The 18308-nt window shown below is 63.3% G+C and carries 23 protein-coding genes; 15 read left to right on the forward strand and 8 right to left on the reverse strand.

Annotated features, from left to right (window positions below):
* Window positions 1-29: 29 nt before the first annotated feature.
* Both AC3WQM_RS15870 and AC3WQM_RS15875 read right to left on the reverse strand, forming a co-directional pair.
* On the reverse strand, window positions 30-422 hold the full coding sequence (locus AC3WQM_RS15870) for a VOC family protein (protein WP_307696445.1): 393 nt from the start codon (window positions 420-422) through the stop codon (window positions 30-32).
* A gap of 21 nt (window positions 423-443) precedes the next feature.
* The gene (locus AC3WQM_RS15875) at window positions 444-893 is read right to left on the reverse strand and encodes a helix-turn-helix domain-containing protein (RefSeq protein ID WP_070062806.1); all 450 of its coding nucleotides are present in this window, start codon (window positions 891-893) and stop codon (window positions 444-446) included.
* A gap of 367 nt (window positions 894-1260) precedes the next feature.
* Here AC3WQM_RS15875 and AC3WQM_RS15880 point away from each other — a divergent pair, with 367 nt between their 5' ends.
* From AC3WQM_RS15880 to AC3WQM_RS15935, 12 genes are all read left to right on the forward strand, one after another.
* A complete protein-coding gene (locus AC3WQM_RS15880) occupies window positions 1261-5709 on the forward strand; it encodes an RHS repeat-associated core domain-containing protein (RefSeq protein WP_492680012.1) in 4449 nt (1482 codons plus the stop codon).
* Entirely contained in the window at window positions 5706-6143 is a 438-nt protein-coding gene (locus tag AC3WQM_RS15885; protein WP_492680014.1) for a hypothetical protein, read from the forward strand. The genes AC3WQM_RS15880 and AC3WQM_RS15885 overlap by 4 nt, the downstream gene beginning before the upstream one ends.
* Before the next feature lie 78 nt (window positions 6144-6221).
* Window positions 6222-6509 (forward strand): DUF6959 family protein, encoded by a 288-nt coding sequence (locus AC3WQM_RS15890; protein WP_492680016.1) that lies wholly within the window; start codon window positions 6222-6224, stop codon window positions 6507-6509.
* 185 nt (window positions 6510-6694) lie between these two features.
* Complete coding sequence (locus tag AC3WQM_RS15895; protein ID WP_492680018.1) at window positions 6695-6997, forward strand: hypothetical protein; 303 nt, start codon at window positions 6695-6697, stop codon at window positions 6995-6997.
* A gap of 34 nt (window positions 6998-7031) precedes the next feature.
* Window positions 7032-7400: a hypothetical protein gene (locus AC3WQM_RS15900; protein ID WP_492680020.1), complete on the forward strand. Its 369-nt coding sequence runs from the start codon at window positions 7032-7034 to the stop codon at window positions 7398-7400.
* A gap of 36 nt (window positions 7401-7436) precedes the next feature.
* On the forward strand, window positions 7437-7784 hold the full coding sequence (locus AC3WQM_RS15905) for a hypothetical protein (RefSeq protein WP_492680022.1): 348 nt from the start codon (window positions 7437-7439) through the stop codon (window positions 7782-7784).
* A gap of 40 nt (window positions 7785-7824) precedes the next feature.
* Window positions 7825-8139, forward strand: a complete 315-nt coding sequence (locus tag AC3WQM_RS15910) for a hypothetical protein (protein ID WP_492680024.1) — start codon at window positions 7825-7827, stop codon at window positions 8137-8139.
* Window positions 8133-8810 carry an immunity protein TriTu family protein gene (locus AC3WQM_RS15915; RefSeq protein WP_492680026.1) on the forward strand — a complete coding sequence of 226 codons (678 nt, stop codon included), beginning with the start codon at window positions 8133-8135 and terminating at the stop codon, window positions 8808-8810. The genes AC3WQM_RS15910 and AC3WQM_RS15915 overlap by 7 nt, the downstream gene beginning before the upstream one ends.
* An 88-nt stretch (window positions 8811-8898) precedes the next feature.
* A complete protein-coding gene (locus tag AC3WQM_RS15920) occupies window positions 8899-9324 on the forward strand; it encodes a DUF4279 domain-containing protein (protein ID WP_492680028.1) in 426 nt (141 codons plus the stop codon).
* A gap of 114 nt (window positions 9325-9438) precedes the next feature.
* Complete coding sequence (locus tag AC3WQM_RS15925) at window positions 9439-9849, forward strand: tetratricopeptide repeat protein (protein ID WP_492680380.1); 411 nt, start codon at window positions 9439-9441, stop codon at window positions 9847-9849.
* A 161-nt stretch (window positions 9850-10010) separates the two neighbouring features.
* Window positions 10011-10250, forward strand: coding sequence for a hypothetical protein (locus tag AC3WQM_RS15930; RefSeq protein WP_492680030.1), 240 nt, complete (start codon window positions 10011-10013; stop codon window positions 10248-10250).
* A gap of 92 nt (window positions 10251-10342) precedes the next feature.
* Window positions 10343-10714: a DUF4288 domain-containing protein gene (locus AC3WQM_RS15935; protein WP_492680032.1), complete on the forward strand. Its 372-nt coding sequence runs from the start codon at window positions 10343-10345 to the stop codon at window positions 10712-10714.
* A gap of 19 nt (window positions 10715-10733) precedes the next feature.
* On the opposite strand, the gene AC3WQM_RS15940 is transcribed toward AC3WQM_RS15935, so the two are convergent.
* A complete protein-coding gene (locus AC3WQM_RS15940) occupies window positions 10734-11054 on the reverse strand; it encodes a hypothetical protein (RefSeq protein ID WP_492680034.1) in 321 nt (106 codons plus the stop codon).
* 481 nt (window positions 11055-11535) lie between these two features.
* On the opposite strand from AC3WQM_RS15940, the gene AC3WQM_RS15945 reads away from it, so the two are divergent.
* Both AC3WQM_RS15945 and AC3WQM_RS15950 read left to right on the forward strand, forming a co-directional pair.
* Window positions 11536-11880, forward strand: a complete 345-nt coding sequence (locus AC3WQM_RS15945; protein WP_492680036.1) for a helix-turn-helix domain-containing protein — start codon at window positions 11536-11538, stop codon at window positions 11878-11880.
* Entirely contained in the window at window positions 11867-12271 is a 405-nt protein-coding gene (locus AC3WQM_RS15950; protein ID WP_492680038.1) for a hypothetical protein, read from the forward strand. Before AC3WQM_RS15945 ends, AC3WQM_RS15950 begins: the two co-directional genes overlap by 14 nt.
* A gap of 22 nt (window positions 12272-12293) precedes the next feature.
* Here AC3WQM_RS15950 and AC3WQM_RS15955 read toward each other — a convergent pair whose 3' ends face one another.
* From AC3WQM_RS15955 to AC3WQM_RS15975, 5 genes are all read right to left on the reverse strand, one after another.
* Window positions 12294-13211, reverse strand: a complete 918-nt coding sequence (locus AC3WQM_RS15955) for an alpha/beta hydrolase family protein (protein WP_492680040.1) — start codon at window positions 13209-13211, stop codon at window positions 12294-12296.
* An 8-nt stretch (window positions 13212-13219) separates the two neighbouring features.
* On the reverse strand, window positions 13220-14200 hold the full coding sequence (locus AC3WQM_RS15960) for a DMT family transporter (protein ID WP_492680042.1): 981 nt from the start codon (window positions 14198-14200) through the stop codon (window positions 13220-13222).
* A 35-nt stretch (window positions 14201-14235) separates the two neighbouring features.
* Window positions 14236-15057 (reverse strand): helix-turn-helix transcriptional regulator, encoded by an 822-nt coding sequence (locus AC3WQM_RS15965; protein WP_492680044.1) that lies wholly within the window; start codon window positions 15055-15057, stop codon window positions 14236-14238.
* A 19-nt stretch (window positions 15058-15076) separates the two neighbouring features.
* Window positions 15077-15442, reverse strand: a complete 366-nt coding sequence (locus AC3WQM_RS15970) for a hypothetical protein (RefSeq protein ID WP_492680046.1) — start codon at window positions 15440-15442, stop codon at window positions 15077-15079.
* Between the two features lie 95 nt (window positions 15443-15537).
* Entirely contained in the window at window positions 15538-17091 is a 1554-nt protein-coding gene (locus AC3WQM_RS15975; RefSeq protein ID WP_492680048.1) for a long-chain-fatty-acid--CoA ligase, read from the reverse strand.
* 209 nt (window positions 17092-17300) lie between these two features.
* Here AC3WQM_RS15975 and AC3WQM_RS15980 point away from each other — a divergent pair, with 209 nt between their 5' ends.
* A complete protein-coding gene (locus AC3WQM_RS15980; RefSeq protein ID WP_062475192.1) occupies window positions 17301-18293 on the forward strand; it encodes a tripartite tricarboxylate transporter substrate binding protein in 993 nt (330 codons plus the stop codon).
* Window positions 18294-18308: the final 15 nt, after the last annotated feature.

Genomic DNA, 18308 nt, shown 5'->3' on the forward strand with positions numbered 1-18308 from the left:
GAACCGGCTGGTGCAGGGCAGGGCGCCCGTCAGCCGCCGATGGGCGAGCACAGCTCGACCAGCGTGCCGTCGGGGCAGCGCACGTACGAGACCACCTGCCCCCAGGGCTTGGTCACCGGCGCCGACAGCTGCGTGGCGCCGGCCGCGAGCGCGCGGCTGTGCGCGGCGGGCACGTCAGGCGTCACGAGGCCCAGCTCCATGCCCAGCGGTTGCGCGGATTCCGAGGCGGCGACATGCCCGCCCGGAAAGTTGGAGTCGCCGAGCGCGTGCGCGGCGAACGCCAGCGTGGTCTCGCCAGTTTCGAGTTCGCCATAAGTGCCCGATTCATGCAGGAAGCGCGTGGGCAGACCGAAGGCTTGCTCGAAGAACTTCAGCGATTGGGCGACGTCGGGAACGTAGACGATGGTGTAGCCGAGTTTCATGGTGTGCGGAGGGTGACTTGGTTACTGTGCTTCCAGCCGCTCAGCAATCTCGCGCGCCCCGAGTTCCCGCACCGTGGCCAGCCGCTCCAGCTGCGCCGCACGCGGGCGCGCCTTGCCTTGTTCCCAGTGATAGATCGTCTGGCCCGACACACCGACCAGCTGCCCATAGATCGCCGCGGAAAGCCCGAGCTTGGCGCGGTGCGCGGCCAGCCGGTTGGCGCTGAAGCGGCGCTTGGGGCCACCTGCGTCGGCGTCGTCGCCCGCAGCACCGGCTGCGGCCGGCGCTTGGCGCGCGGAGCCCTTGGCGACCTTGCGCAATTCCTTTTCAAGCGCGCTCACCTGACGGCGCAAGTCGGCAATCGATGCCCGGTGTGCGACGGAGGCCTTCTTGAGTGTTTCGATTTCCGCTCGCACTTCCTTGCGAGCGACACGGGAGATTTCGGCTTTGAGGATGGAGGCGATGTTTGGCATGAGGGGATTGTGCTCAATTTGGGGACACAAATGCGAAGCCGCGTAGTTTGTGATTTCAGTCGTTTGCGGACAACAGGGGCTGAAGGCTTCGGCGTACTTTTAGTTTCAGGAGTTCGACGCTGAGTCGAATGGTGTCAGTCCGTCGTTGTTTGCATGCGGCCTTTCGGCTATCTTGAAACAACTTGTACGGAGCGTGCCGCATGGTAGTGCGCGTCGCGAAAACGGTAGTGAAAACAAGAAATTCAAGGTGGTTTCTATGAGGATTGAGGGAGAGAAGACAGGTTCTATCGGCGCTTTCGCTTGTGCGATCAAGGCGATGTTGTGTGCTCTTTTGCTTGGCGCTTCAAGCGCGCACGCAGTGATTCCGATGACCGTCGAGCACCGAGTCGAAATGCTCGCTGGAGACGGGACTTTCTACGCCACCGATTGGTATCGCACAACACCAGAAGCCTGTGTTGCCAGCGAGTGGTTTATGAAAAAGGTGATTTACTACGAATTTGGTTGGCAGCTGCTAGCCACCGAACCACATGCATCTGTCTGCGCATGGGCTAACCGATATGGGTCTCCTGACGGTGCCCCGATCACTCGAGCCATCTCGGCGAACCAAGCGGTCTACTGTCCTGCCGGAAGCACGCAGCAGGGCTCGGGTTGCGGATGTACCGATGGCTTCATGGAGGACTCGGCCGCTGGCATCTGCGTAGGCGCGACGCCCAGCGAGCCCAAGCTGGCCCCTGACATGTGTTTGGCGTCCGAATCGAATCGATGGGCAGAAAGTGCGATTGGCAATCCCATACGTCCGACCACGGGGGAGAAGGTTACCGAGGAGGTTGACTACTCCGAACTGGGAATCGCGGGCATCGAGTTTTCTCGCATCTACAGCAGTCGTGCTGCGAAAGATTCCACCAACGCCCAGATGCTTGGACGGGGATGGTCACACAACCACGCCTGGACAATGCGAAAGGGACCAGAGGGGGCGTCCGTTGGTTTCAGAGCGGTCGTCTCGCCGGATGGGGGGCTTCGTGGGTTCTTCAAGGTAGATGGCGCAGCAAGCTGGACCACCAGAAATAGCACCGATAGTCTTATTGCGAGTGGTGATGGCTGGATTTACAAACGCGCGGAAGACGACAGTACTTTTGCTTTCTCCTCTGATGGAAAGCTTCAGACCAGGACGGAACGGGGTGGGAAGATTGCGTCGTATGCCTATGACGGGTCAGGGCGCTTGTCCTCGGTATCCAACGCATTCGGCCGTACGCTGGTTTTTTCATATGCCAATGGCAAGCTTTCTTCTGTCACGTTGTCAGATGGCCGAGTCGTCGCCTATACCTATGACGGACTCGGCCGTTTGGTTGCCGTCACCTATCCTGACGCCAAGAATCGAAAATTCCTTTATGAGAACAGCGCTTACCAGTTTGCGCTGACCGGCATCGTAGATGAGAGTGGGGTGCGATTCGCAACCTATTCCTATGATTCTTTTGGGCGCGGGATTTCTACAGAACACGCGGGGGGCGTTGATCGCTATCAGGTCAGCTATCCGAGTGGGGGGCAGACCTATGTGGTCGATCCCCTCAATACCGGGCGCGCTTACTTTTTCGCAACTCGTGCCGGCTACCTTGCGTTGGGTAGCAGTGCGGTGTCGGGAACAAGTTCGAATAGTGCCTCGTGGCGAGGTATCGACGACAACGGACTGATTGTTGGTGTCGACGACTTTCGAAGTGTGCGCACCAATATCTCGTGGAACATCTCTCGCCGATTGCCCACGGCGGTTATTCGGGCTTCTGGCACCCCCGAAGCACAGACCACCACGACCCAGTGGCATCCCACCTTCTCGCTCCCCGCGCTGGTCACCGAACCCGGCCGCACCACCGCCTACACCTACGACACCGTAGGCAACACGCTCTTAAGAACGGTCACCGACACCGCCACGAACAAGGCCCAGCTCTGGCAGTGGACCTACAACGCCCAGCAGCTGGTGGCCACAGCCACGGAACCCAACGGTGCGGTCACGAGCTATACCTATGACATCCGGGGCAATGCCCTCACGTCGACCAACGCGCTGGGCCACGTCACCACCTCCACCTACGACAACGCCAACCGCGTAGCCAGCACCACCGCCCCCAACGGCCTCGTCACCACCTACACCTACGACCTGCGCGACCGCCTGCTGACCCAGACCGTCGGCGCGGGCCTTGCCGGTGCGCAGACCACCACGTTGACCTACAAGCCCTTCGGCACCGTCGAATCGGTGACGCTGCCCAGCGGCCTCGTGCTCACCTACACCTACGACGCCGCCCACCGCCTCACCGGCTGGAGCAACAACCGCGGAGAAAGCGGCAGCTACACGCTCGACGGCATGGGCAACCGCACTGCCGAACAGATCAAGGACAGCGCCGGCAACGTGGCCTGGAGCGTGGCGCGCACGGTCAACAACATCAACCGCCTCTCGGCCGCCACGGAAGGCCCCAATCAGGCCAACACCTTCGGCTACGACGCCAACGGCGAACTGACCCGCACCACCAACGGCCTCAACCAGAGCACGCAGTACGGCCTCGACAGCCTGCGCCGCGTCAAGGCGGTGACCGACGCGGCCAACGCCACGGCCACCCTCAAGTACAACGCGCTCGACGCAGTCACCGAAGCCAAGGACTTCAAGGGCGTGGCCACCGCCTACACCCGCGACGCACAGGGCAACGCCACGGCCGAGACCAGCGCCGACACGGGCGGCGCCAGCACCCAGTACGACAGCCTCGGCCTGCCCAGCCAGATCACCGATGCCATGGGGCAGGCCACCACCATCGCGCGCGACCTGCTCGGCCGGCCAACCAGCCTCGTCTTCGCCGATGGCAAGACGACCACGCTGCGCTACGACCTCACGGCCACGAGCAAGGGCTACCTCTCGGAAGTCATCGACCGCAGCGGCGCCACCGAGTACACCCGCGACGCCTTCGGGCGCGTCACGCTCAAGAAGCAGACGCTCGCAAACGGTGGCGTGCAGCAGGTGAGCTACGGCTACAACGCCAACGGCACGCTGGCCAGCATCGGCTACCCCAACGGCGCCACGCTCACCCACCTGTACGACGCCACCGGCCGCCTCGCGGGCCTGAGCTGGAACGGCAGCCCGCTCGTCACCGGCATCGCATGGAACCCGCTCGGCCAGCCCACTGCGTGGCAATGGGCTTTTGCCGCCGCACCGCCGGCGTCCGTGGCCGCCAGCCGCGTGTACGACACCGCGGGTCGGCTCACCGGCACCGAGTTCAGCAGCTACGTGTACGACGCGGCAGGCCGCATCACCAGCCTCACGCAGAACCTGTACCGCCCCGGCGACGCCGACCCGACGCACACCACCGTCGCGAACGGCAACCTCACTTGGAGCGTCGGCTACAGCCCGGTCGGCCGCATCACCGGCTTCGATGCCACGGGCAACACCGCCAGCTTCGGCTACGACGCCAACGGCAACCGCGCGAGCAGCACGCGCGTGCTCGGCGGCCAGAGCACCCAGCGCACCTACACCGTGGGCGCGGCAAGCAACCGTCTGACGGGCTTCACCCAGAGCATCAACGGCGCGAGCAACACCAGCGTCACCTATGGCTACAACGCCAACGGCGACCTCGTGACCGACGGCCTGCGCAGCTACGCCTACGACGCCGAGGGCCGGCTGGCCGCCGCCACCACGGGCGCCACCGACATCAGCCCGACCACGCGCTACGCGCACAACGCGCTGGGCCAGCGCGTGTTCAAGACCGAGCCGCTGTACCCGCCGAGCCAGGGCGACGAGGCCGACCCGGGCTTCATGCAAAGCCTGATCGCGTTCTTCACCCGGCTGTGGAGCCCCGCGGCGAACCAGGCCGAGCAGCAGGGCTACACGTATGTCTACGACGAGCAGGGCACGCTGATCACCGAGGTGGGCAGCGGCGGCACCAACAGCGGTGGGCAGGCGCAGTACATCTACCTGCCGACAGCCAACGGCCCGATGCCGATCGCGGCGGTGATCAACGGTGCGACCTACGCCGTGCACAGCGACCACCTGAACACGCCGCGCAAGCTCACCGATGTGAGCGGGCAAGCGGTCTGGCAGTGGGGCTACAGCGCGTTCGGGGAAGACAAGCCGACGACGGCGAGGAATCGGTTTGCCGACTTGGATGTGACGCCGAATCCGGGTGCCACGGGCGTGTCAGAGGTGAAGTTCAACCTGGGGTATCCGGGGCAGCATGCGGATGAGGAGTCGGGGTTGTTTTACAACGGGTTCCGAACCTACATTCCTTCAATTGGGCGCTATACGCAAAGCGACCCGATCGGGCTTGATGGCGGATGGAATCAGTTTGGCTATGTCGACGGTGATGCTCTGAATTGGGCGGATCCCGACGGCTTGGCAAAGCAGCCCATGAAGCCAATCGACTTCGAGCCGCTGCGAGGCGGAGGAGGTCCAGGCGGTCCTGCTAGTGGCGGAGGCAATGGGCTTGGAGGCGGTGGCATCGGCGGCGGTGGACGGGTAGGTGGCTCTGGTGGAACCTCCGGTTCGACTTCTGCGCCTCCTCCTCCGAAATTTTGCCCTCCTTCAATTCAGTCTCAAGCTGAGGCGCTTCATCGACGAAATGGAAGAAACATAACGATTGAAACTCCTGGAAGAAGGATTCACTTCGATTTGATTGGTCCGGCACATAAGGGGGTAAATACTCCGCACGTGCAAAATAGCTATCCGAACATAAATCCGAATACGGGAAGGCAGTTTTGGAACAAAAATAAATCAGCAGAAGGAGTGCGTCCGATGGATCAGAGTGATATTAGATTGCTGAGAAATTATTTGGATCGTAAAAAATGAATGGCGACTGGTCAAAAACAAAACACGTCTGGACAGATGCTGATTTTTCCATGATGAGTTGGCATGATTGCAGAGTCTATGGAATCGAATTTCCAAAGGAGGATTTTAGTTTCCGGCTAGGCATTGACTATATTTTTGAATGGGTCAAGGCAGGAGGTGGGAATTTTTCTGGATTTTGGGTTGCGCCATGCGAGTTAACATTCTTCAATGTTTCTGACTTCGAAATTTCATTAAAGCAGCGTGACGAATTTCCATTTTCTTTGGGTGAGATTAAGAGGGGTGGTGAGAGGGTCGCGCCGAATGGAAAATTGAGAGAGTGGGGCTATGAAATTCAATTTGATCAGGGTTGGATTCGATTTCTTGCGACCGGATATTCCATGCGGTTGATGGCCGATCCAATACTGTCCGCATATCAAGACTTAGGTCGGAATTAGGAAGCCATATGACCATCCGAGCAGCTTCCGCACAATCAACGGTCCCATTAGCCCCGTCGGTGGAACTAGCAGTACTCAATGATCGAGAAGCTTGAACTCCTGGGGCGTCCGGTCAACTTTGCGGTCGTCCAACTCCCAGAGCGCAACTACCCGGGAGTGGTCATCCAAGGCGACACGCTGAATGGTCTGGTGCGCCGTCTTGAAGAGATGGGAAATCTCGTGAAATCCAAGCAGCCAGATGATCTAGAAGATTTGGCTGCGGAGATTCAGATGTTGTGGGAGCAGCTCTCTGCAGCGCGCGCTTCCTACGAAGCTACCTGCGCGGGGCTCGGTATCGAATTGCCGTACCCTAAGACGGTTCCGTGAACATGGACAGCACAGCTTTCCCGCTGAACCTTGCTCATCACTGCCCGAAGAATTCTCGAGCGATCGGCGGGTCAGGTAGCCCCATCAGGAAGGGGCCTTGACTCCGACGGATGGCACCATTCAGTGCTTGACGTCAATTAGTGATTGAAAGCGAAGTGCCTGGAACTGAAGAGCTGACATGCGAAATGGAAGCGATGAAGAAATACACCTTCTCTGTGGAGTTTGATGGCGGTACATACCTGTCTCAGGTAGATGCAGACAACGAGGTGGATGCTGTCGCGGCTTGGGGTGAGAAGTTTCAGACAGAAGCTCCGTTGGCAGCCCGCTCAAAGCGGCTAGTCCAAGCTGTTAGACGAGGCCTCTTCGACGAGAAGCTAACCAGAGTTGAAGGCCTGACTGGAACCTGGTGCTTCTCTACGCTATTTGCCAAAAAGGTTGTCTTGGGGCACGTCATTCTTACGGCTCAGGAAAAGATCGAAAACCCTTGATCGGGGTGGTTCGGTGTTGACCCAGACAGAGACGATGAATCACATACTCTTTCCGAAGGGCTTCGCAGTCACTAGACAAGAGAAGGCACCCGACATGAGTCTCGGAGGTTGCTTCTATGACTATCTTCGATCTGTCGATGGAAAGGTGGCGGGTGTCAGGTACTGGGTACTTGAGCCTGTGAAGTTCGAGGATCACCCTGTCTACTCCCAGTTCTTGAGTGATGGGCGGTTTCTCTTCAATCAGGCAGGCGACTACGTTGACATCGCGTTTGATGAACACTTCGCAGTGCTCCTTCAGAAGGAGCAACTTGCCGTCGACGTGGTGCAAGAATTTGGCGGGGAAAGCGTTGTGAGATGCGGGGAGAAATTCGGCATCGCTTTCTCGATGCCTGACGAAGGTTGACCAGCCGAAGAGCAAGAAGACATAGGGGATCTCCACATGAAATTTTCTTCAATTTCTCAAGCTCGAGCTGAGTCTTTCGACTTCAGTAGTGCGCACGTTGCGACGATTTCATCGAGCCTCTCAGCCCTTGCGAAGAAACTCAGCTTTGGCTTCAAGCATGGACTCGACGACCTGGAAGAGTGCAACATCGCCTACCTGAAACTGGATGACGGGTTTCACTTTTACCTTTGCAAGTACAAGAGTCGTCCCGAGAACACCGTGGAACTGTTCTTTCGCTCGAAGCTGGATGACTGGGAGTTTCGGATGGAGCAAGTGGCGGCTGCCCTGGGCATTACTTCATCCGAGCTTCTCTGGAAAAACGCCGAGTACATGAAGACCCCGTGAAGAGGTGCGATGTCCTCGCAAAGAGAAGGAAACGCTCCGAATGTTCGACTCGATCAATGATTCGCCAATCTCAGGCCAGGCGGTCGCCGAAGTGCTCATCGCCCAGTTCGGTCGAGATGAGCGTTGGCTACTGTTTGACATCGAAACTCTTTCGAACGGCGAGGCTCTCGCACTCGGCGATCTTTGGCATCGCACACAGCAGGCACCAATTTCTCTTACGACAGGAGATCTTTGCTCGGCGCTAAATCTGGCGAGTCAGATCGTTTTCCTTGATATCCGCATGGAGTTGGACCCAGCCGTCCAGCTCCTGATCGAGGATGGGTGCCGAGTGATTTCCCGGGAAGACTCATGCTGAGAAGATTCATCGACTGGGCACGGACAGTTCAGGCTGATCCCTCTCAGGGGAAAGAGAACATCGACATGCGACTGAACGAAAGCGAGCCTTCGGCCAATCCCTCGGCGCGCCTGGATGTCGATGCGCCGACAGCGATAGGTCGGATCACCGTCTGGGAAAGTGGTGACTACGAGATTGAATCTATCGATCTCGACACCGAGCGGTTGCTCTACGCTGATCGCGGGACCCTGCAACGGGACGATGAGACGTCGAAGAAGTTCTCCCCGATTTTTACGTCGTTGGGAGTTGTCGTGAGCCGCGAGAGGCTGCACGCCCGTGGAGCCCTCATTGAGGCCCTGTGGCTTCGTCTTCAAACCACACTGTCCACGTTCGCGGGGAAGATTGAGATGCGCGATTCATCCGTGATTCGCGATGTGAGACGTACCAGCAATGAAGCGTTCTTGCTCAGGGCGTACCTGGCCTTCCGGCGGCGTGTTGATGGCGAAGAGCTCGCGATCACGGTGGATATCCGGGGCGACGACAAGCAGATGGCGATTGAATCTGACGTGTGCAAAGAAGACGGTACGGTGTTGGTGATAGGGCCTCTTGCGAAGATTCAGTGGACTGAGAGTGTTCAGCCAGCGCTAGACGACTGGATGCGTGAGTTCGAGCAGTTCCTGTCAAAGAGCTAGGCAGAAATCGCCGCCGCCGTTTCGCGATTGAAGAGTTGATGTGCTGGCACGCTCGTGTCGAAGTCCGAAAGCATGGAGGTGGTCAGTGATGGATGAAGAAAATTCGAGTGATACCGAGAACGAAACGCCCTGCTACTACAGCATTCGATTGCTCATCACTCACCCGTCCATGTCAGCCGACGAGATCACCGTCGCCTTGAATATGGGACCCACGCACGCCTGGAGTGCTGGGGCGCGTCGTTTCACCCCGGGTGCGATGTGGAGTCATACCTCATGGACTGAGGGAAAGCGTTTCTTCTTCGAAGAGATCCATGATGTTCTGAAATGGCTGGAGGAAGCGCACGAGTTCGTCGCGCGCTTGTTGTCTTCTGGCGGCAAATTGCAGGTGATTGCGCAACTGCCGGGCGCCGTCAACATTGGCAGTGATCTATCACTAGAGACAATGGCGCTCGCTGCAAGACTTGGTGTTCGCATCGGCGTCGAGGTTTTTCCCAACATGCCAAGGCCGGCATAGGCTGGGTGCTTCGGGCGGACCCTTCGCACCTTTCGTTCGAAGATTTCTCGAACGGCCGCGATGCCCTCGCTGCTCTCGGGGCTAGAAATTCGTTAAAGAATCGAGGTGCAAAAAATGAGAAAAAGAAGGACAGGATTTTCTATAAATCCTAAAGATCGCCACGATGCTCGTGTTCTGTTGGAAGCCGCATGCGAAGCCCACGAATCTGGTGACTTGGCGGCGGCAATTCGGTACTACCGGCGTTCTGCCGCGCTTGGGTCACCAGAGGCTAAGGTCAATCTCGGAAACTTGTACAGCGCAGGCGAAGGCGTTACCAAGAACGCTCTGCTCGCCAAGCAGCTTTATAAGTCCGCGTTCAGGCGAGGGAGTGCGTATGGGGCGACGGCGCTTGGCTCGCACTATCGAAGTGAAGGCAATACCAAGTTGGCGAAGATCTGGTATCGACGTGCCGCTGCGAGGGGAGAAGAATGGGCTCGTGAATCCTTGGCGGAGTTGACTATCGGTCCTGGCAGTTCGAGCACATGAGACGGAGGGCGATCAGGGTGTTCAGCATGCCATTGACGACTGTGCCCGTGAGTTCGAGCGGTTCCTCTCAAGCAGTAAAGCAGAAATCGTCGCAGTCGTTTCGCGATTGAAAAAGCTGATGTGCCGGCATGTCCTTACATCGTTCATGGAGTTGTTTAGTCATGAGTGATTCGATTGACCCCATGGTGAATCTCGCATTCACCGAGCTGCTGATTTTCTGCCGACTCGGCAATTGCTCGAACGTGTTCAAGAAGAGTCTTGACCAGCCAGCAACTGACCCTGTCGAAGGATGGTCAGAAATGATGGCTCGCTCCGCCCGAAGTGAAGGGTGGTCTGTTGATTCGGCGGGGCTTGTGCTTTGCCCCGCGCATACGAAGCGAGTGCAACCAGAGAAGGGGTGAAAGGGGAAAATGGGTCGTCGTGGGGACCGCGACGGCACGGATTCCGAGCACAAGGTCAAACGCTTCTTGAATTCCGTTCCAGGGGGACTTCTATGTGGTACGCGGCACACGCACTGTTCTACTTCAAGCTGATTGATCAGAGCCAAGACTCCTTCCTCGTGCATGAGAACGTGTACGTCATCAATGCAGCTGACTCAGGCGAAGCAAGAGCCAAGGCGGAAATCATCGCCAGGGCAAACGAGGACTCAGGAGCTGAAGGGCACTTGGAGCTGAACGAAAAGAAGGCGAGCTACCTTTTCGCAGGCATCAGAAAAATAGTCGGAGCAGAAACAGCGCCGTTGCCTGAGCGCGCAGCGTTGGCGAGTGGACAAGAGCTGACCTATTCGGTGCTCGAGGTCGATACGTTCGATGAAGTTCTCGCCTTGGCAAGAGGCGAAATGGTGAACGTCTTGTATCGTGAGTAATCGATGGCGCTGAGGTCGGTCATTGCACACCGCCTTCACCAAGCGCCGCACGCAGTGACTGAGTCGTTGCGTCGGCGGCTTCGATCCGCCGCAACAGCTCCTCATTCACTAACCGCACCAACGCCCCCAACTCCGTGCGCGTCGGAAAGACTTCCTCCGTCTCCCCCACACGCTGCGGAACGATGAGCTTCTCGATGCACGCGTAGGCACGTTGCACCGCATGCAGACTGTCGACGTCATCACACGCCCGCAGCGCGAGCGATTCGGCACTGGCGGTTTCGGAAGATGGAGAAAGCGAAGACGCGTGCGCGGACGCGCGGGGAGATGCAGATGCAGCCATGAATGGCCTCCAAGGGTTTCGGTTTGCTGAAACCGACGCACCCGAGGCCAATCGGAGGCGGCGGCTCGACGGGTTGGCCTACCGGGAAACCACTTGCGTGAAACCGGCCGGGCTTGCGCCCGCCCATCGAGCCGCCTAAAACAGGAAGCACGAACGACGAAGCCGCAGACCCTGCGGGGTGGCTGCGGCTTTTACGTCGCAGTGATTTCAACGGGAGGCCAATCCCGATCACGCCCTGTGTAGACGTGACCGGCGCAGTATAGCCACGGACATGGCTTCGACGCCACGGGCAACACCGCCAACTTCGACCGCGACGCCAACGGTATCCGCGCGAGCAGCACGTGCCTGCTCGGCGTCATCCGAAGCGGCGTCCGAAGCACGACCGGTCGCAACGGTTTGAACCTTGGGCGGGTTCGCGATACCGGGATACCAGGAGTGGCAAGAGACGCTACCTCCCGGATAACACGCCGCGATCATCGCCATGCTCGGAACAATCGCGCTGATTAGCTCCGCGCGATTCAAGCGCGGATTTCAACCTGCCAGTCCAGCGATGCCCGGAACTCCGCATCTACTTGCGATTCTTCGAAGAGAGCTTGCCGACGCCGGTCTCACCCTCGGCGACGTGGCGAGCGCGATCGGCACGTCCGAACGGCGTGCACAAGACTTGATGGCGAACGGGACCATGAAACTGCGGGATATCGACAAGCTTGTCGAACTGCTGCACCTGGACTTCGACGAAATCCTGAGCGAGGTAGGCTATCCCCGACCATTCGGCGCGCCGCTGGCTCTTTCAGCTTCCGTTTCGAGCCGATTTGAAAAGGGGTGAATGGCGCGAGGCGCTCATTGCACACCGCTTCCACCAAGAGCTGCACGCAGTAATTGGCTGGTCGGGCGAGGGCGGATTCGCAGACCTGTCGACCTATCATCCGGCCCTGCTGAACCTCAACCCGCAGCACACGGCATCGTCACCTTTCATCCGCAAAGCAGACATGAAAAACGAGAAATGGGAAAAGACCATCCTGAGCGACACGGCGCACGAGCACCTCGTCGCGGAGCTGAGTTTCGATGGTCAGTTCCTGTTGCTGCTCGACCGCGAGGAAGGCCGGGACCAGCTCTGCGTTGCGTTCCCCGCGAAGGACGGAAGCCTGGGCTCACGGATTCCGCTGCCCGACTTCATCGCGCAACTGAACGCCGCGGCAGCCGACCTGCGCCGTTAGCGGGCCGAGGCGCCGCACCACCTCACGGCGCCGCCAGATACGCCTCCACCGCCTTCCCCCACAGCCCCTGCTGCCCGAGCAGCCCGTGCCCGCTCGCGCCACCCTCCAGCGTGAAGCTCTCGAAGCGCCCCTTGCCGCCCGCCTCGCGAAAGGCTTCGAAGTTCTTGCGGCTGTGCGACATCGCGTAGAACGGGTCGTTCTCGCCGTAGAGCCACAGCGTGGGTTTGGCAAAGGCCGCGCCGCGGCGGAAGGTGGCGGGGTTGATGGCTTCGGCGGCGTTGCCGGGGCACTTGTCGCCCATCCAGCCGCCGACGAAGTTGATGACGCCCTGGAACATGTCGGGGTGCAGGCCCGCGTAGGCGACGGCGAGGATGCCGCCGCGCGAGTGGCCTGCGATTTCCATGCGGCGGGTGTCGACGTCGGGGTCGCGCTGCAGCCATGCGACGGCGGCGTCGAGGTCGGCCACGGCGCGGTCGAAGCCGGCCAGGGCGATGGCGGGCTCGCAGCTGTAGTGCTCGCGCTTGGCGGTGAAGCCTTCGTCGTACAGGCCGTCCGATTGGCCGCGTCCGCGCCGCTGCGGATAGGCGATGAGCCAGCCGCGCTGCGTGAACCAGCGGGCGGTTCGCTCGGGGGCCCAGGTCTGCTTGAACAAGGCCGGGTCGTTGCCGATGCCGGTGGAGCCGTGGTTGAACACGACCGTGGGGAACGGGCCGGCGCCCTCGGGCTTGTAGATGACCATCTCGAGCGTGACGGGCGCGCCGTTCTCGACGAAGGGGGTGGGCACGCGCACGACACTGCGTTGCAGTGGCTGCTGCTGCCCTTGCGGCTGTTGCTGCTGCTGCTGCTGCGGCTCCGGTCGCTGCGCCCAGCCCGCGCCGCAGAAGGCGAAGAGCGACGCGAACGAGGCGGCCACGAGCGTGGCGGTGCGAAGGCGATTCATCTTTTTCTTCATGGGCGAGTGCTTTCGGAAGTGGGCAAGGACGCCGCCGCATTCTGCCCCGGGCCCTGCCGCTCGCTGTCGCGTGCCGCCGGCCCCCGCCACCGCAGCGCGCCGCTCGCGAGCACGACGCCGGGCACGACGAACGACAGCGCCAGCAGCGCGGCGCGCGTGACGGGCTCGTTCATCCACCATGCCGCGCCGAGGGTGGTCAGCACGGGCACGAGCGCGGACGACAGCGCGGCGCGTGCGGCGCCCAGCCGCGTGATCGCCACGCCGTAGACCACCAGCCCCAGCAGGCCGGCGACCACGCCTTGCCCTGCGGCCTGCATCGCGATGTCGGTCCACGGCGCGGCGAACAGTCGCGGCGGGCCGGCGAGCCACAGCAGCGGCAACAGCAGCAGGGTCGACGCGCCGTTGACGAAGGCCGCGCCCTGCCAGGCGCTCATGCCGCAGCGGCCGAAGGCCAGGGAGTAGACGGTCCACAGCAAGGCCGCCAGCAGAAAGAGCAGGTCGCCGCGCCAGTGCTGCTGGCGCAGGCCCTCGCCGAAGCTGCCCGCCGCGAACACGGCCATGCCGACAGCGATGCCCACCAGCCCGAGCAGGCGCAGGCCGTGCACGCGTTCGCCCCGGTAGACCCACGCGCCCAGTGCGGTGAAGAGCGGCAGGCTGCCGGCCATGAAGATGCCCATGTGGCTGGCGGGCGCCCATTGCGCACCGGCCAGCACCAGCAGGCCGAAGGGCAGGCCGCTGCCGACGACGAGCAGCACGAGCGCGCCGCGCGACGCACCCGGCGGCACGAGCCTGCCGCGCAGCCACAGCGGGCTGAGCAGCAGCGCGGGAATGCCGTAGCGCAGCAGCGCGATGTCCATCGGCCCGAGCGCGGTGGCGGTCACGCCGTGGCGCGACAGCAGCTGCCAGGCGCTGCCGATGAGGGCGGCGGCCAGCGCGGCGAGCGCGCCGGTCCAGAGGGTGCGAGGCGATGTCGTCATCGGGCCAGTCTGTGGCCCGGGCGGCGCGAAAGCTATCAGATTCGTGCGCCTGCTGCGCCGGCCGGCCCGAGCACGCGGCGGGCCTCGCCGAGCGTGACGCCTACTGCGCGCCGGAACACGGCGCCCAGGTGGCTCTGGCTGCAGTAGCCCAGGTCGTGCGCGAGGCCGGCCAGATCGCGCTCGCCGTCGGCCAGCCGCTCCATCGCCGTCGCCAGCCGCAGGTGCTGGCGGTACTGGTGCAGGCTCAGGCCGGTCTGCTGGCGAAAGCGCCGCGCCAGGTGAAAGGGCGAGCGCGACACGGCCTCGGCCAGTTCGTCCAGCGAGAGAGCAGGCCGCGCGCCCGGGCCGCTGCCTTCGGACAGCAGCAGCTGCCGTGCACGCGCGACGGCGCCGTGCCAGGGCGCCTGGTGCGGCGCGCTGCCCAGCACGGCAACGAGCGCGGCCACCAGGGCCGCGGCCTGGGCGCTGTCGGTGTCCGGCAACTGGCGCCGTGCCGCGTGCATGCGGTACAGCGCCTGCGGCGTCAGCAGGCAGACGCTCACGCCCGCAGCGCTTTCACCGTGGGCCGGGCTCACCGATGCCTGGCCGCTGACCACGAGGCTGTGCCGCACGGTCGCGGTCTCGGGGCGCAGCCGGTAGGCGGTGGCATCGCCGAAGCGGATGGCGGTGAGCGCGTCGGTCAGCCAGGTGTGATCGCCCGAGCGCACGTCGAGCCGCGTGCGCCCGATGGGGAAGACGACGCGCGGCGAGGCCACGGTGTACAGGTCGCTCCATGCCGGCCCCTGCGGCGCATGCAGGCGCACATGCGCCACTTCGAACCCGCGTCCTGCGTAAAGAAGGGTGCGGTCTTGAGGCATGGAAAGCGTGAAGGGCGGATCAGCCCAGCGCGGTCCAGCTGCAGCGCAGCTCGTACTGCGCGCCGCGGTAACTGAGCGTGCCCGTCGCGCCGGCCACGCGCAGCGCCACGGCCACCTGCGGCCGTTCGAGGCCGGTGCCGCGCGCGCGGATGAGCTGCTGGCGATGGTCGACGAAGCGCTGCTGCAGGGTGAAGCGCTCGCTCCCCTCGGTGCCCGGGCCGGTGCGCGCGACGACCAGTTCGGTCAGCTGGCCGGTCGAGAGGCTGAACTGGATCTCGACCGCGTACGGCCGGCCGTCGCACTGCAGGCTGCCGTTCGCGAAGGCGGGCGACAGGCCAATGAGCAGAAAGCAGGGCAGGGCGAGAGCGAGGAGGCGGCGGTGCATGTCGCAGAAGGTGCAGGTGCAGGTGGCGGCCCGCCACCATACCCCAAGCAGGTGAAACACACCCGCATACATCCGCACACACACCCGCCGGCGCGTCACCCCACCTTGCGCGCGCGCCCTTCCCAGTGCGGCTCGCGCAGCTTGTACTTGAGCATCTTCCCCGCCGGCGACAGCGGAATCTCTTCGCGAAACTCCACGCTGCGCGGGCACTTGTAGCCGGCGATCAGCGTCTTGCAGTGCGCCACCAGCGCCTCGGCGCTCAGGGCCTCGCCGGCGCGCAGCACGACCACGGCATGCACGCGCTCGCCCCACTGGTCGTCGGGCACGCCGACCACGGCGCACATCGAGACCTGCGGCAGCTGCGTGATGGCGTTCTCGACCTCGGCCGAGTAGATGTTCTCGCCGCCGCTCACGATCATGTCCTTGAGCCGGTCGACCACGTAGACGAAGCCGTCGGCGTCCATCACGCCGCCGTCGCCGGTGTGCATCCAGCCGTCACGCAGCACCTCGGCGGTCTGCTCGGGCTTGTTCCAGTAGCCGGCCATCACCATCGGCCCGCGCGCGGCGATCTCGCCGACGGTGCCGTTCGGCACGGGGTGTCCGTCGGCATCGACGATGCGCACTTCGGCGATGGGCACGGGCCGTCCGGCCGAGCGGCGGCGCGCGGCCGGCTGGTCGGGGTGGTGGCACCACGTGGGCAGCACGGTGACCACGGGCGACAGCTCGGTCATGCCGTAGAGCTGGCAGAAGCCCGCGCGCGGCAGCTTGTCGATGGCCTGCAGCAGCAGCGCGTCGTCGATGGGCGCGGCACCGTACAGCACCAGCTGCAGCGGCGTGGTGTCGAACTCGCCGAAGCGCGGGTGCTCGATGAGCCGCTTGAGCATGGTGGGCACCATGAAGGTCTCGCTGGCACGCTCGTTCTGGATGGCCTCGAGCACCTTCACCTCGTCGAAGGCCGGAATGATGACCTGCGTGCACAGCCGCATCATCAGCTGCAGCGTGAGGCCGGTGCCGCCCACGTGGAACATGGGCGCCATGTTCAGGCCCACGGCCTCGGCGGGGCGCGTGGCGGCCATGTTGGCCGAGAGCTGGCCGGTGTAGAGGTTGCCGTGCGTGAGCATCACGCCCTTGGGCAGGCCGGTGGTGCCGCCGGTGTACATCACGGCGGCCAGGTCGGCGCCGCCGCGCCGAGCGTCGGGCACGGGCTGCGCCTGCGCCATGAGCGCCTCGGCGTCGGCCATGCCGTCGGGCGCGGGGCCGTCGCCGAAGTGCACCAGCGTCTTCAGCGAACGCGAGAGTTCGCGCTGCTGCTGCGCCACGGCGCCGAAGTGCGCGTCGGACAGCAGGATGCGCGTGTCGCAGTCGTCCAGCGAGTACGCGACCTCGCGCGCGCTCCAGCGGATGTTGACGGGGTTGATCACGCCGCCCGCCCACCAGGTGGCGTACAGGTACTCCACGTAGCGGTCGGAGTTCAGCGCCAGCAGGCCCACGCGGTCGCCGGGTTGCAGGCCCAGCGACTGCAGCACGCCCGCCAGCCGCGCCACGCGGTCGACGAACTGGGCGAAGGTGCTGCGGCGCTCGCCGCACACGAGGGCGGTGGCGCCGGGGCGTTCCTGCAGGGCCTTGTGCAGGGGCTGGGTGAGGTCCATGGACTGCGGTCTCCGTCGGTCGGTTCGTTGTTGTGCGCCGAGTATGGAAGGGACGCGCCGCGCCGGCATCGTCGGAAGCGACGGGATCGAAAGCGCTGCGGCGGCCAAAGTCGTCCGAAGCGACGGTGACCGGCCAAGGGCTGCGCGCGACCATCGCCGCAGAACGACAGATTCGACTGACCGACCGAACGACCGACCGGAGACAAGCCATGCATTCCTTCCCGACCGACCCGGCGCGCCGCCGCCTGATCCACGGCGCCGCGCTCGCCGCCGCGGGCACCGCGCTGCCCTTCCTGGCGCGCGCCCAGGGCCTGTTCGGCAAGCAGCCGATCACGCTGCTGGTGCCGTACCCTGCGGGCGGCGCCACCGACGTGCAGGCGCGCGCGCTGGCCCTGGCGGCCTCGCGCGAGCTGAAGCAGCAGATCGTGATCCTCAACCAGCCCGGCGTGGCCGCGACGCTGGCGCCGACCACCATGGCGCGCAAGGCCGCGCCCGACGGCTACACGCTGTCGCTCATGCTGAGCTCGCTGTACCGGCTGCCGCACCTGCAGAAGGTGAGCTACGACCCGGCCACCGACTTCACCTACGTGGCCAACGTGACGGCCGCCACGCTGGGCATCACGGTGCGCCAGGACGCGCCGTGGAAAGACCTGAACGCGCTGCTGGCCGCGGCCAAGGCCAAGCCGGGCGAGGTGTCGTACGGCACCACGGGGCGCGGCGGCACCTCGCACGTGTCGATGGAGCGGCTGGCCGCGCTGGCCGGCGTGAAGTTCAACTTCATTCCCTTCAAGGGCGCGGCCGAGCTGTACAACGCGCTCATGGGCGGCCATGTGGACGCGGTCTCCGAGGCCGGCTTCGGCGCCGCCGTGGCGGGCGGGCGCGTGCGTCTGCTGGCCACCTTCAACGAGGCGCGCTCGCCCACGCGGCTGAACGTGCCGACCGTGAAGGAACTCGGCTACGACGTGGTGGCCAACGGCTCGTGGGGCATCGCCGGCCCGCGCGGCATGGACCCGAAGGTGGTGCAGGCGCTGCAGGAGGCCTTCCGCAAGGCCGTGGACGACCCCGAGTTCCTGCGCACGCTCGACCTGAACGACTACGTCCGGTTCTACATGGACAGCCCCGCCTACACGGCCTGGGCGCACAAGACCTACGCCGACGAGAAGCGCTTCGTGAGCGACCTGCGCATCAAGCTCGACGACTGAACCCGACCTTCCTTC

Source organism: Variovorax sp. FW301-JW7 (assembly GCF_058788795.1).